The 13,199-nt window shown below is 66.9% G+C and carries 12 protein-coding genes; 6 read left to right on the top strand and 6 right to left on the bottom strand.

From position 1 onward, the window contains the following. Nucleotides 1-39: 39 nt before the first annotated feature. From N5I32_RS08085 to N5I32_RS08060, 6 genes are all read right to left on the bottom strand, one after another. On the bottom strand, nt 40-4,482 hold the full coding sequence (locus tag N5I32_RS08085; protein WP_261494889.1) for a hypothetical protein: 4,443 nt from the start codon (nt 4,480-4,482) through the stop codon (nt 40-42). A gap of 127 nt (nt 4,483-4,609) precedes the next feature. Beyond that, on the bottom strand, nt 4,610-5,932 hold the full coding sequence (locus N5I32_RS08080) for a DUF4384 domain-containing protein (protein WP_261494888.1): 1,323 nt from the start codon (nt 5,930-5,932) through the stop codon (nt 4,610-4,612). Beyond that, nucleotides 5,932-6,336: an ExbD/TolR family protein gene (locus tag N5I32_RS08075; protein ID WP_261494887.1), complete on the bottom strand. Its 405-nt coding sequence runs from the start codon at nt 6,334-6,336 to the stop codon at nt 5,932-5,934. Before N5I32_RS08075 ends, N5I32_RS08080 begins: the two co-directional genes overlap by 1 nt. Then, nucleotides 6,333-6,752 carry an ExbD/TolR family protein gene (locus N5I32_RS08070; protein WP_261494886.1) on the bottom strand — a complete coding sequence of 140 codons (420 nt, stop codon included), beginning with the start codon at nt 6,750-6,752 and terminating at the stop codon, nt 6,333-6,335. The genes N5I32_RS08075 and N5I32_RS08070 overlap by 4 nt, the downstream gene beginning before the upstream one ends. Nucleotides 6,753-6,773: 21 nt before the next feature. Further along, nucleotides 6,774-7,406, bottom strand: coding sequence for a MotA/TolQ/ExbB proton channel family protein (locus N5I32_RS08065; RefSeq protein ID WP_261494885.1), 633 nt, complete (start codon nt 7,404-7,406; stop codon nt 6,774-6,776). A gap of 2 nt (nt 7,407-7,408) precedes the next feature. Continuing rightward, nucleotides 7,409-7,834, bottom strand: a complete 426-nt coding sequence (locus tag N5I32_RS08060) for a hypothetical protein (protein WP_261494884.1) — start codon at nt 7,832-7,834, stop codon at nt 7,409-7,411. Between the two features lie 256 nt (nt 7,835-8,090). Here N5I32_RS08060 and tssA point away from each other — a divergent pair, with 256 nt between their 5' ends. From tssA to tssE, 6 genes are all read left to right on the top strand, one after another. After that, on the top strand, nt 8,091-9,125 hold the full coding sequence (gene tssA / locus N5I32_RS08055) for a type VI secretion system protein TssA (protein ID WP_261494883.1): 1,035 nt from the start codon (nt 8,091-8,093) through the stop codon (nt 9,123-9,125). A gap of 59 nt (nt 9,126-9,184) precedes the next feature. Further along, nucleotides 9,185-9,703, top strand: a complete 519-nt coding sequence (gene tssB, locus N5I32_RS08050; RefSeq protein ID WP_261494882.1) for a type VI secretion system contractile sheath small subunit — start codon at nt 9,185-9,187, stop codon at nt 9,701-9,703. Nucleotides 9,704-9,706: 3 nt separating this feature from the next. Continuing rightward, nucleotides 9,707-11,200 (top strand): type VI secretion system contractile sheath large subunit, encoded by a 1,494-nt coding sequence (gene tssC, locus N5I32_RS08045; RefSeq protein ID WP_261494881.1) that lies wholly within the window; start codon nt 9,707-9,709, stop codon nt 11,198-11,200. Nucleotides 11,201-11,274: 74 nt separating this feature from the next. Next, nucleotides 11,275-11,802 (top strand): Hcp family type VI secretion system effector, encoded by a 528-nt coding sequence (locus N5I32_RS08040; RefSeq protein WP_261494880.1) that lies wholly within the window; start codon nt 11,275-11,277, stop codon nt 11,800-11,802. Between the two features lie 78 nt (nt 11,803-11,880). Next, nucleotides 11,881-12,708, top strand: a complete 828-nt coding sequence (locus N5I32_RS08035) for a type VI secretion system accessory protein TagJ (RefSeq protein ID WP_261494879.1) — start codon at nt 11,881-11,883, stop codon at nt 12,706-12,708. Continuing rightward, complete coding sequence (gene tssE / locus N5I32_RS08030) at nt 12,701-13,198, top strand: type VI secretion system baseplate subunit TssE (RefSeq protein WP_261494878.1); 498 nt, start codon at nt 12,701-12,703, stop codon at nt 13,196-13,198. The genes N5I32_RS08035 and tssE overlap by 8 nt, the downstream gene beginning before the upstream one ends. Nucleotide 13,199: the final 1 nt, after the last annotated feature.

The raw sequence follows: 13,199 nt of genomic DNA, 5'->3' as shown, positions 1-13,199 counted from the left end.
CGGGCCCGACGGCCGGGGCGCCTCGGGGCCGGGCGGATCCTACATCTTCAAGTCGTCGGGCAGCACCTGCTTGTGGGTGCCGACGGCAGAGTTGATCTTGCCCTTGAACCCGGCGGGCGTGAAGTCGGTCAGTTCCTTCCGCAGCGACACCACCAGATCATCGAGCTTCTTCTTGACGGCCTGGTCGCCCTGGAACGCGCCCACGATCTGCTCGACCCGGGCCATGCGCCCAATCGCGCCGAGGTAAAGCTCGACCGTGTCGATACCGGCGTTGAAGCGCGCCATGTCGTAGGTGGCCAGCGACTGCTTGGCCGCCTGCCACAGCGTCTGGGCCTTGTCCACCCCCGGCTGGCCATTCAGCCGGTTCACTCCGTTGTCCACGACCTGAACCCGGGCGTTCAGCTTCGATTGCCGCGAATTGGGCCCGTTCAGTTCGTGGTCGATGTCGAGTTCCATCTTGGCAAGGCCGCCATCGACCGCCTTCAGCTGGTAGCGGACAAGCTCGTCCTCGATCCCGGTCATGCGCTGGTTGTAGGGGCCGGGGTCGAAGTCGGGCTTCGCCTTGGCGGCGTCGACCATCTGCTTTTTCACCGCATCGACCTTGCGCTGGCGAAGCTGGCGCTGGTCGGCCTCCGTCTTGTGCTTGACCTTCCACAGTTCCAGCATCGCCATCAGCCGGCCCTGCGCCCGGGTCGCGTCGCCGTTCTGCTCATAGTCGCGCGCCTGATCCAGGAACACCTTGATTTCCTGGATATGGTCGGGATCCTGCAACATGGCGAACTTCTGCTGGGCCTCGGTCTTCAGGCGTTCGAGGATCTTCTTCTGCTCCTGGTCGATCTGCGCATCGTCGATCTGGCGGATGCGCTCGACGATCCCACCCTGACCGGAGACCGGCTTGAGCGAGCGGAAGATCTGCACCGCCGTCGCCAGCGGCGCCATCCAGCCGCCGCAGGCGACGTAGTCCTTCACCCCGCCCAAGTCGTTGAATTCCTTCCAGAGCGGCAGGTTGGCAAGGTTCGTCTGGATGTCGGTCGCCCGATCCTCCATGAAGACCGCCGACATCGCCCGGATCGCGTCGGCGCCGCCCAGCTTCTTGACCTCGGCCCATTGCTGCATCGCAAGGATCGTCTCGGGGTTGGTATTCGTGGGCGTGTCGGGGCAGACGGCCAGAAGCGCGTTCAGCTCATCCTGCCCGCCCAGTTGTTCGAACAGCTTCTGCGCGCGGTCGCCATCCTGCTTCAGCGCGTTGTCCGGCTGGATCGGTGCCGGCCGCCGGCGGCGTTCGCTTTCCTTGCGCAGCAGGTCCAGTCGCGCGCCCAGGGTCAGGGCGGGAAGCTGCTGGTTGATGGCGGGATCGTTCAGCTTTTCGGCCAGTTCGCGAACCTCGTCGCGGGCCTTCGGGTTCTGGATGTTCCCCTTCAGCACCTTGATCGCGAAATCGGCGTTCTCCGTCAGCCAGGTGTTGATCCCTTCCACACCGAAGCCGGCGCACCAGCCAAGGTCGGTCAGCCGCTCGTGGGCGTTCGCGGCATCCGTCTTGTTCTGGAAGGAGCGGTATTCGTCGAGACCCTTGCGGGTCGCGTCGATGCGCTTCTTCAGCGCCGTGGCGAGCGCGGCCATGCCGTCGGGCGCGGTGGCGTTGATCTCGCGGAAGTGGCAGGCGATGGCCTGGGTCATCTCCGACGCGGTCAGGATGTCGGCGGCGGCCTGCATGAACAGGATGCGCTTTTCCATCCGGTCGAACTCGGCCGGGTCGACCTTGCCCTTGGTTTCGGGATGGCGCGCCTCGGCATCGGCCTGACGGCGCTTGACGCCGTCGATCAGCGCCTTCGCGTCCATCCGCTTGAGGTTCTCGCGCGTTTCCGGCGCGAGCGGCTCGTCGCTTCGCAGATCCGGCTGGTTCAGGGAGTTCTGTGCGCCGAAAAGCCGGAACCGCGCAAAGCCCAGGCCGTCCGGGTCGGGCAGGCCGATGCCGTGGTCGATCGGCACCAGCTTGTCCTTCTCGCCGTTCTGCCCTTTCTTCACGATCGCGTTCTTGGCGTGGCGGTCGAGGCTGAGGAACATCAGGTCGAAGGCGACGATGTCCGAGATGTTCTTGTGGTCGATGTTGGCCTTGGCCTGCGTGCCCTTCTCGCGCAGCAGGTCGATCAGGTCGGCGTCCTTGCGCCCCAGTTCCTGCATCGCGCCCAGCGTGCGCGGGCGGTCTTCCTCCTGCGGCATGCCGCCCAGCTTGGCGGAATCGATCTCGACGAAATGGGTGGGGCAGACGCCGACGTCGAAGCCGAAGGCGTTCATCTCCTCGCTGATCTTGGCGGCCAGGACCTCGCGCGCGACACCGCCGTTCTTGGGAATGCCGACGAAGTTCGTCGCCTCGAGGTGCTGGGCCTTGAAGATGTAGGTGCGTGTCTCGTCGCGGATCTTCTCCAGCCGGTCGAGATCGTCAGGGCCGTTGATCGTGACCTCGCCGCGCTCGATCTTCTTCAGTTCCTCGGTGGTGAGGTTGCCCCATTTCGGATCGACGCGCTTGATCGCCCAGGCGTCGTTGACGCCGCCCTCTTCGCCGCCGCCTTTCCAGGTGGGCGCGCCGAAATCGGCCACGCCCTTCTTGATCGCCCCCTCCTCGAAGAAGAACGCGGCCTGCAATTCGGCCATGCGCTCTTCCTTGGCGTCGTCCCAGGGCGGGGTGCCCATGGCGTGCATCTCGTTGGCCAGTTCCAGCAGCCGCACGCGCTGGACCGCCTGGCGCGCAAGCGCCTCCTGCGCCTCGATCGCCTTGATCTTGTCACCGTCCTTCTCGGGCTTGAGCTTGCCCTTGGCCTTGGCCAGCCCGGCGAGATAGGTCTGGCCGTCGCGGCTGAGGGCGGACAGGTTCTGCGGGCTGGGATCCTTCTCGCAGGCGCGGAAGTCCTCGCCCAGCTTCTTCAACCCCTTGTCCATCGTCACCTGGCCGGTGTCGCGGAACAGGGCGTCGGCGGTGCCGGCCGCGAAGGCGCCCTTGCGGAAGGCCTCCACCCCCTGCTTGACGCTGTCGTGGATGCGCGTCTGCTTGGCGCCGCGGTCGGCCCTGGCGTTGGCGAGGGGGTCGAAGGCCCTGGCCTCCTTCAGCTTCGCCTCGGCCCGGTTCATCGCGTCGCCGGCCGCCGCCACCTCGCTCTGCGTCAGTGCGGTGCGCGCGGCGTCGAGCGCGCGGGCGATGTCGGACTGCAGGCCGCCGGGCAGGACCTTGTCGACCTTCACCTTGTCGAATTCGAGCTGCAGCGTCCGGAAGCGCCGCACCAGTTCCAGCCCGATGCGGGTGGAGCCCGACTCGGCCTCATCACGCGCCTGCGCCTGGATCGCCTTCAGCACATCGTCGAGCTTCTTCTGCTCGACCGGGCGGGTCTGGTCGGTCAGGCCGGGGTCGGCGGCAACCTGCTTGATGACCTCGAGGACCTTCTTCTGCAACGTGTCGATGGCGATGCGGCGCTTGTCGGGGGGCTGGCGAAGGCATCTGTCGAGCAGGTCCATCCACGCCTGCTGGGTCGGATAGACCGCGGGGCCTCGCTGGGTCGGGCCGTTCGCCGCTTCCTTGATCACCGACTGCACCCGGCTCATCGCGATGCCGAGCTGGGCGATGACCGCCTGTTTCTGGGTGCCGTTCAGGGCCGCGTCGCCCTCGGCCTGCTTGATGAGCTGGTTGATCTTGCCGACGATGCCCGACAACGCGCCCGCCCACTTGTCGCGCGGAAGCTGGCGCACCTGGTTGATCAGCGGATCGAACTTCGCGGCATCGGGATAGCTGGAGGCGCCCTGGGTGACCGACGCGGTCTCGCCGGCTTCGCCCAGTTCCTCGTCCGCGTCGTCGTCGAACTCCACCCCGCCGCCGCGCACGCGCACCTTGATGCCCATTTCCGCATGCAGCATCGCAGCCGACTTGATCGCCTTGGCCATGCCGCGCGGGGGCTGTTCGGGGAAGACGAAGATGAACTTGCCGCTGTCGAAGAAGCAGCTGCCCGAGAAGTAGACGCCGGCCTTGCCGCGCATCTCCATCGCCTTCTTGATGTGCTCGCGCTTGACCGACTTGCGGCTGACGACAAGCCCGCTTGACGGGCGGCCGGGGGCAAGGACGAAGTTGTGGGCGTTGTTCTCGCTCACCTTGCGCAGCTTTTCGAGCGAGGCGCTCAGCGCCGAGTCGACGCCTTCGAGGTCGTCGTCGTCGGCCGCCTTGTCGAGCGCGTTGCGGATCTTGTCCTGCTGGGTCTTGGCGTCGCGGTCCATGCCGTCGAGATAGCTCGTCAGCGTCTTGAGCGCGGACCAGGTGCGCTTCACCTCGGGGATCTTGTCGCGCAGCTTTTCCAGCTGGATAATCTGCGCGGCGTTGTCGCCCTTCTTCGCGGCCGACTCGTAATCGCCAAGGATGTCGGAGATGCCGGTCTTCTTGACCGCCTTGTGCTCTTTCAGGTTGAGATGCTTCTTCCAGTCGCTCTTGCTGAGATAGGCCATTGTTCCCCCCCGACGGTCAGGACCGCCGTCGCTTCATGCGGCGTCATCCGCTCTGCCCGGGATGTTGTGGGGCGGCCCCCGGACCTGTCAATCGTTGCAAGAGGGGAAATTTCTTGCGGTTTTGCCCTCAGTTCGTCGCGGGCCGGGTCGCGATGAAGAAATAGACCCATTCCCCCTTGAAGTCCGGGTCCTTCGCGCGCGCATCGGCGACGGCGGCCTTGAGCCATTCGAGGTAGGGCGCGGCGGGTTCGACCGGCGGGCGCAGGCCCTCGCCCAGCGGTGCCGATGCGGCGAAGGCGGCCGCGATTTCCTGGCCGAAGGGCGGCGCCACGGTGATGCGGAAGGCGGCGGCCCCGCTGTCGCCGCCGACGACCAGTCTTTGCGCCGGTTCCTGAAGCGTCAGCGCGGCATATTGCGAGGGCACAAGGTGCACCACGTTGCCGTCGGCATCGAAGAAATCGACATAGACATAGGCCGGGTAGTCCGGCGTCACCAGGTCGAAGGTCAGCCGCTCGCCCTCGGCATAGCCGTATTCCCGCGCATGCGCGTTCGCGCCGACCAGCCGTTCGTCGGTGTCCTGGTCGGTCGACTGCGGCAGCCCGGTTTCGTCGATCCCTGCCAGCGCGCCGCATTGCGGGCGCGGCAGGACCAGCACGTTGTCGGTGACCGGAATGGCATCGCCGACCTGCGCCCTGAGCGCGTCGAGGACAGGCCCGCGCAATCCGTCCTCGGGGACATGGCCGCGCAGTTCCAGTGCGCCCGTCTCGGGGATGAACGCGGCCTGCAGGCGCGCGCAGGGAACCGAGGCGAGCAGTTGCCCGATCGCGTCGCGCACGTCGCCCGCGTTCGACTGCGAGGCGGCGGCATCACCCGGCCGCATGAACGACTGGATCGCGGCGAGCGAGACGGGATCGACGGCGGCCCCCTCGCCGCCGCTCCAGGCCAGCGCGGCGGTCGCGCGTTCGCTGGGAAGTTCGGGCTGGGCGGCCGCCTCGGCCGGTGGCGCGGCGGCGGCGAGGGGTTGGCTGTCGGGCGCCAGCTCCGGCGGCGCCTCGCCCGACGGGGCGAGGGCCGCCGCAACGGGGGCCTCGGGCGCGCTGGGCGCGGTCGGGGCAGGGGGGGCGACGGGGGGAAGCGCGGTTGAGGGCGGCGGCGCGGCCGTCGCCACCTCGGCCCGCGGCTCCGCCGGGCGGGCGCGTTCCAGCGGCACCGCGCCCGACTGCGCCCGCGTGCCGGAGGCCGCCGCCTCCGGCGCCGCCTCGCCCTCGGCCGCCTGCGGGATCGCCTGGCCGCGCGCGACCTCGTAGCTCGTCAGTTCCAGCTTCGCCTCGGGCATCGGCTGATCCTCGACCGGTTCAGGGGACCAGAGACCGGGCAGGAGGAGCACCGCGCCCGCGTGCAGCGCGGCCGAGATCGCCACGCCGGACAGCCAGAGTGCCGGCCCGCGCATCACGGCTCCTTCGGGGTGACGACAAGGACGATGTCCTTCACCCCGAGGTCGTCGAGCACGCCGGTCAGGGCCAGCGTGTGGCGCAGTTCCGCGTCGCGGTGGGCGTTGATGCGCACGACCACCGCGGGGTCGCGCGCCACCGCCGCGGCCAAGGCCGCCGAGAGTGCCCCCGCGTCCATCTCGGTCCCGTTCAGCGCCAGCCGGCCGTCGGGCGCGATCGCCACCGTCTCGCCCCCCGCGGGCAGGTCCTGCCCGGAGAGCGAGGTGGCGGGGAAGACCATGAAGGGCGCGGTTGCGTCCATCCGCCCGATCAGCATGAAGAAGATGAGCAGGAACAGAACCACGTCGATCAGCGCGACGATGGTCTCGTGCTCGGTCCCGGCGCGGGCGCGGCGCAGCTTCATGGCGCCTCCTTCAGTCGCACGATGCGCAGGCGTTGAACGCCCGCGCGCGCCGCAAGGTCCATCACCGACACCAGCGCCTGCGTCGGCGCATGGCCCGAGGGCAGGATCAGTACCTGCAGCCCGGGGTCCGCCGCCAGCCGCCCGGCCAGAAGCCCACCGAAGCCCGCCGCATCAAGGTCGCGCCCGCCGACCCGGAGCGCCCCCCCGGGGCCGAGGCGCACGAAGAGGGGGCCTGCGGTCGCCGCCGTGGCCGCCGGGGCAGGGGCCGTATCGTCCTGACGTTCCAGCATCGGCACCATGTCGAGGTCGAGATAGCTGGACGTCACCATGAAGAAGACCAGAAGGATCAGCATGACGTCGATCATCGGCACCATCGAGATGAGCCGCTGCCCCCGTGGTCTGCGCCTGAGTTCCATCCGCGCCTCCCCGCCGCCGGGTCAGGTTTCCAGCCGGTGCCCGTCGGCGGCGACCAGAAGTTCCCCCACCGACTGCTCGATCATCGCCGCCGCCCCCTCGGCCCGCCCGGACAGAAGCGCGGCGGCCACGGCTGCCGGAATGGCCACCAGAAGCCCCGCCGCGGTGGTCAGGAGCGCCTGCCAGATGCCGCCCGCCAGCACCGAGGCATTGGCCGCCCCCTCGGCCGCGGCAAGCTCCTGGAAGGACTGGATCATGCCGGTGACGGTGCCGAGCAGCCCCAGGAGCGGGCTGATCATGGCGATCAGCTCCAGCAGGCGGATGTGGCGGGTCATCCGGTCAAGCTCCGCATTGCCGCGCCGCGTCATCTCGGTGATCAGCCGGTCGCGCGGCATCCCCGCCTGAAGGGCCGCCATCGCCGCCGTGGTCACCCGGTCGGCCGGGGCCCGGCCCGCGGTGACCGCGGCGCGTGCGCCGGCGGTGTCGCCCGCGGCCCATTTCGCGATCGCCTGATCGCGCCCCTTCTGGCCCGACCGGCAGTGCCAGAGGTCAAGCACCTTGACCGCGATCAGCGCCAGCGAAGCCAGCGACAGCATCGCGAGCACGACCATCAGCGGCCCGCCCGATCTGATGACTTCGAACGAAAGCCCGGTCATGGTCATTCCACCAGGCGCGCGCTGGCCTTCGAGGCGAGCGAGAGGAAGGAATAGCAGTCGACCGGATCGGCGTTCTGCGGCTTGCAGGCGGGAATGTCGTGCATCAGGATCTCGGTGATCTGGTCGCAGCCCAGGCCCGGTATCTCGAACAGCTTCAGCGTGGTGCGGCGGGCGGGCAGCGGCGCCGCGTCGATCGTCAGCAGGCGGTCAATGACGCCCTGCGCATCCAGCACGGCCAGCGACATCTCGAACGCCTCTAGCGCCATGTCGGTGTCGTTGCGAAACAGGAAGAAGGCCCGGCATCCGCCGCCCTCGGCCGGTTCGAACTTGTTCAGCTCGACCGTCAGCCGCCCGTCCTCGGCGGCAGCGGCACCTGCCACAAGCAGCGCCAACGTCGCACCGGTGAGAATTTCCCGGATTTTTCCCATGTTTCGCTCCTTGGTCGTGACGTAGCGTCGTTTCATGGGGATGGACCCCTTGTCGAAACAGGAAACGGCGAGATCATGCCTTCGGTCAAGGACCATCGCACGGACGCTGTCGAGGCAGGACTCGGCCTTAAATTTAACACATTTAAGGCTTTCCAACGTGTCATGAATTCGCCAATAGTAGGCATTAACGTTACGTAAGAAGAAACGGTGGCGCGGAAGCCAGCCGCGTCAGAATGTATTGACCAGTGGAGGGACCATGGACGTGACTTCGCTTTTGCGAAGCTTCGGCGATGCGGCGCCCAGCGGCGAAAACCTGGAGTATGATCCGGTTTTCACCGAGATGGAGCTTGCCGCCGCTCCCGGCGAGGAACGCCAGATGGGCGACAGCGTCCTTGCCGCAGAGGAGCCCGACTGGCGCGAGGTCGCCGAGAAGGCGACGGCCGTGCTGGAGCAGAGCCACGACATCCGGGCGGCGGTCTACCTGGCAACGGCAGAGCTTGCGCTGCGCGGCCTGCCCGGCTTTGCCGATGTCACCGGCTACATCCGCGGCTGCCTCGAACAGTACTGGGATACCTGCCACCCGCAGCTCGATGCCGACGACGACAACGACCCGACCATGCGCGTCAACGCCGTGCTGGCGCTTGCGGATGCGAACACCGTCCTGCGGGGGCTGCGCCGCGCGCCGCTGACCGAGAGCCGCGCCTTCGGGCGCATCACGCTGCGCGACATCCAGATCGCCGAGGGAGAGATCGTCGCCGGACCGGACGAGGCGAGCGTTCCCGACACGGCACTTGTCGGCGCGGCTTTCCAGGACACCGGCCCCGAGAAGCTTGGCGCGCTGCGCGCCGCGGCCGAGGCGGCGGCGGCCAACATCAAGGCGATCTCGGACCGGTTCGACGACAAGACGCCGGGCCAGGGGCCGGACCTCGACGTGCTGATCCGGCTGGTCGGCCAGATCGTGTCCCGGCTGAGAAGCGCGAGCGGCGGCGGCGAGGCTGCGGCCGAGGAGGTCGCCGGCGGGGCGGAGGATGCGCCGGTTGCGGCCGCGCGCGGCGGATCGGCCGCACCGGCCGCTGCGGGGGGCGGGGCGATCAACTCGCCCAACGACGTCACCAACGCGCTTGACCGGATCATTGCCTATTACAAGCGCAGCGAGCCTTCGAGCCCGGTGCCGCTGCTGCTGTTGCGTGCAAAGCGCCTCGTCAGCGCCGATTTTCTGACAATCATGAAGGATATGGCACCGCGGGGCGTCGAGAACGTCAACCTGATCGGTGGCCTGGACGACGATTGATGCAATTTTGACCGCCGGCCGGAAGGTCCGACGCGGCTTAAGGTGAGAGGGAGCTCTAGATGGCGGGAAGTTCACAGAAGTTTATCGCGCGCAATCGCGCGCCGAGGGTGCAGATCGAATATGACGTCGAGCTTTACGGCGCGGAAAAGAAGGTGCAGCTGCCCTTCGTGATGGGCGTGATGTCCGACCTTTCCGGCAAATCCGAGGCGCCGCAGCCCGGCGTGGCGGACCGCAAGTTCCTCGAGATCGACGTCGACAACTTCGACGACCGCATGAAGTCGATGAAGCCGCGGGCAGCCTTCACCGTACCGAACACGCTGACGGGCGAGGGCAACCTTGCCGTCGACATCACCTTCGAGAGCATGGACGATTTCTCGCCCGCCGCGATCGCGCGCAAGGTCGAGCCGCTGCGCAAGCTTCTGGACGCACGCACGCAGCTGTCGAACCTGATGACCTACATGGACGGCAAGACCGGCGCCGAGAACCTGATCGGCAAGATCATCCAGGACCCGGCGCTTCTCAAGGCGCTGGCCGCCGCGCCGGCGCCCAAGGCGGATGAAGCGGAAGGGACGGAGTAAGACATGGCCGAAGCAGAACACCAGCAGTCCGGCGCCGCGGCGGAAACCGCCTTCGGATCGTCCGACTTCGCGAACCTCCTCCAGAAGGAGTTCCGCCCCAAGTCCGACCAGGCCAAGTCGGCCGTCGAACAGGCGGTCAAGACGCTTGCCCAGCAGGCGCTCGAGAATACCGCGCTCATCTCCGATGACGCGCTGCGCTCGATTGAAAGCATCATCGCGGTGATCGACAGGAAGCTGACCGAACAGGTCAACGAGATCCTGCACCATGAGGATTTCCAGCAGCTCGAAAGCGCCTGGCGCGGTCTCCACTACCTTGTCAACAACACCGAGACCGATGAGATGCTGAAGATCCGCGTCTTCAACATCTCCAAGAAGGACATGCACAAGACGCTCAGGAAGTTCAAGGGAACCGCCTGGGACCAGTCGCCGATCTTCAAGAAGGTCTACGAGGAGGAGTTCGGCCAGTTCGGCGGCGAACCCTACGGCTGCCTTGTCGCCGACTACCACTTCGACCATTCGCCCCCCGATGTCGAGCTTCTGGGCGAGATGGCCAAGATCGCCGCGGCCGCGCATGCGCCGCTGATCACCGGCGCCAAGCCCACGCTCTTCCAGATGGACAGCTGGTCGGAACTCGCCAACCCGCGCGACCTGACCAAGATCTTCCAGACCCCTGAATACGCCTCGTGGCGGTCCTTGCGCGAAAGCGAGGATTCGAAATACGTGGGACTGGCGATGCCGCGCTTCCTGGGGCGTCTGCCCTACGGCTCCAAGACCGACCCGGTCGAGGAATTCGCCTTCGAGGAAGACACCGAGGGCGCGGATTCCAACAAGTACGGCTGGGTAAACGCGGCCTACGGGATGGCGGTGAACATCAACCGCTCGTTCAAGCAGTACGGCTGGTGCTCGCGCATCCGCGGCATCGAATCCGGCGGCGCGGTCGAAAACCTGCCCTCGCACACCTTCCCGACCGACGATGGCGGCGTGGACCAGAAGTGCCCGACCGAGATCGCGATCTCCGACCGGCGCGAGGCGGAGCTGGCCAAGAACGGCATGATGCCGCTCATCCACCGCAAGAACTCCGATGTTGCGGCCTTCATCGGGGCGCAGTCGCTGCACAAGCCGGCCGAATACGACGACGCGGACGCGACGGCGAACGCCAACCTGGCCGCGCGGCTGCCCTACCTTTTCGCGACCTGCCGCTTCGCGCACTACCTGAAGTGCATCGTCCGCGACAAGATCGGCTCCTACAAGAGCCGCAACGACATGCAGAGCTGGCTCCAGGACTGGATCAACCAGTATGTCGACTTCTCGGCCGAAACCTCGCACGAAACCGAAAAGGCGCGTCGCCCGCTCGCTGCGGCGGAGGTCGTCGTCGAGGAGGTCGAGGGCAATCCCGGCTACTACACGTCGAAGTTCTTCCTCAAACCGCACTATCAGCTCGAGGGTCTCTCGGTGTCGCTTCGTCTCGTCTCGAAGCTGCCGTCCGAGAAAGGCTGAACCCGGGACGACCCTTCACCGGGTCGCCCTGCAACAAGAAAATACTTACCCCATGAACCTCAGGAGAATCCCCAATGTCATTTGACGCCTTCTGCTACTCCACCACCGACAGCGACAAGATCCCGGGCGAGACCCAGGACGAAATCTACAAGGCGAAGAGTGCCTTCGAAGTCCTGTCCTTCGAGCTTGGCGCGGAGAACACCATCAACATCGGCTCGATCTCGGGCGGCGGCGGCGCCGGAAAGGCGACGTTCAAGGAATTCACCATCACCAAGAAGACCGACACGGCGTCGACCGGCCTGTTCCATGCGCTCTGCACCGGCAAGCACTTCACCAACCTGACGATCGAACTGCGCCGCTCGGGCGCCGAGGACACCAAGTCGGGCGGCGTCTTCATGAAGTTCGAGATGAGCCTGGTGATGGTGCAGGACATTTCCTGGTCCGGTTCGGACGGCGATGACATCTGCGAGGAAACGGTGATCCTTCAGTACGGCGCGATCAAGATCCAGTACCAGCCGCAGGACGCGAAGGGCAAGATGGGCACCGCCAAGGAAGCCATGTGGAACCGCGTCAAGAACAACAACACTTCGGTTGTGGACTGACGAAAACCTGCGCCGGGCTGTCGCGACCTGCGATGGCCCGGTGCCGATTGACATGTGAATTTGCGGGAAGGACGCCGGATGCGCGCCGAAGAGTTGTTGAAATCGGGGGACCTCGACGGCGCCCTGCAGGAGCTTCAGGCCGACATCCGCAAGCGCGCCTCGGACCCGAAGCTGCGCATCTTCCTGTTCCAGCTTCTGTGCGTGCGCGGCGACTGGACGCGCGCGGTCGCGCAGCTGAAACTTTCCGCCGAGCTTGACCCGTCCGCCGTCCCGATGGCCCAGACCTACCGCGAGGCGATCATCTGCGAGGTTTTCCGCGAAAAGGTCTTTGCGGGCGAAAAGGCCCCGCTGATCTTCGGCGAGCCGCAGGAATGGGCGGCGCTTCTGGTCGAGGCCACGAAACTTCTGGCGCAGGGGCGCCCGGCCGAGGCCGCATCGCTGCGCGAACGCGCCTTCGAGGCCGCGCCTGCGGCAGCGGGCGAGTTGAACGGCCTGCCCTTCGACTGGATCGCGGACGCCGACATGCGGCTTGGCCCCGTGCTCGAGATCATCGTCAACGGGCGCTACTTCTGGATGCCCTTCACCGCCATCGGCTCGATGATCGTGGAGCCGCCGAAGGATCTGCGCGACTGCGTCTGGATGCCGGCGACGCTCACGCTGCGCAACGGCGGCGATGTCGTGGCGCTGATCCCCACGCGCTACGCGGGCACGGTCGCGGCGGGCGATGACGCCGCACGGCTTTCGCGCTCCACCGACTGGCGCGACGCGGGGGCGGATACCTTCCTCGGCGTCGGGCAGCGGCTGCTGGCAACGGATGCGGGCGACACGCCCATCATGGAGCTGAGGACGCTGTCCATCCGCCACGAAGGCGGTGGGGCGGGCGCGGAAGCGGGGGCCGATGGCTGACCTGACGATCACCGAGCGGCTTCAGCCGTCTCTGCTCGACAGGCTGACAGACACCGATCCCTCGAACCCGAACGAGACCCGCGACAGCCGGGTGATCGATGTCCGTCGCCTGCGCGATATCATCCAGCGCGACCTGTCCTGGCTGCTGAATTCGCAGAACGCCGACACGCTGATCGACGCCACGCGCTATCCCAATGCCGCGTCCTCCGTGCTGAACTACGGGTTGAAGGAAGTGACGGGCGAATATTCCTCGGTCGAAAGGGCCCAGATGATCCGCGCGTCGATCAACCGGTCGATCTCGATGTTCGAGCCGCGCATCGCGCCCGGATCGCTGGACGTGGAGCTTCTGCCCCAGGAAAACGCCAGCCAGTCGATCGTCACCTTCGAGATCCGCGCCGACATGTGGGCGCAACCCGTTCCGATGGAACTTTACCTCAGGTCCGAGGTGGACGTGACCACGGGCGAGCTGAAACTGGAACGGAGGGGCTGAG

It is taken from the genome of Albidovulum sediminis, assembly GCF_025380365.1.
Lineage (GTDB): Bacteria > Pseudomonadota > Alphaproteobacteria > Rhodobacterales > Rhodobacteraceae > Albidovulum > Albidovulum sediminis.
This window is presented reverse-complemented; position numbering and strand designations above follow the sequence as displayed.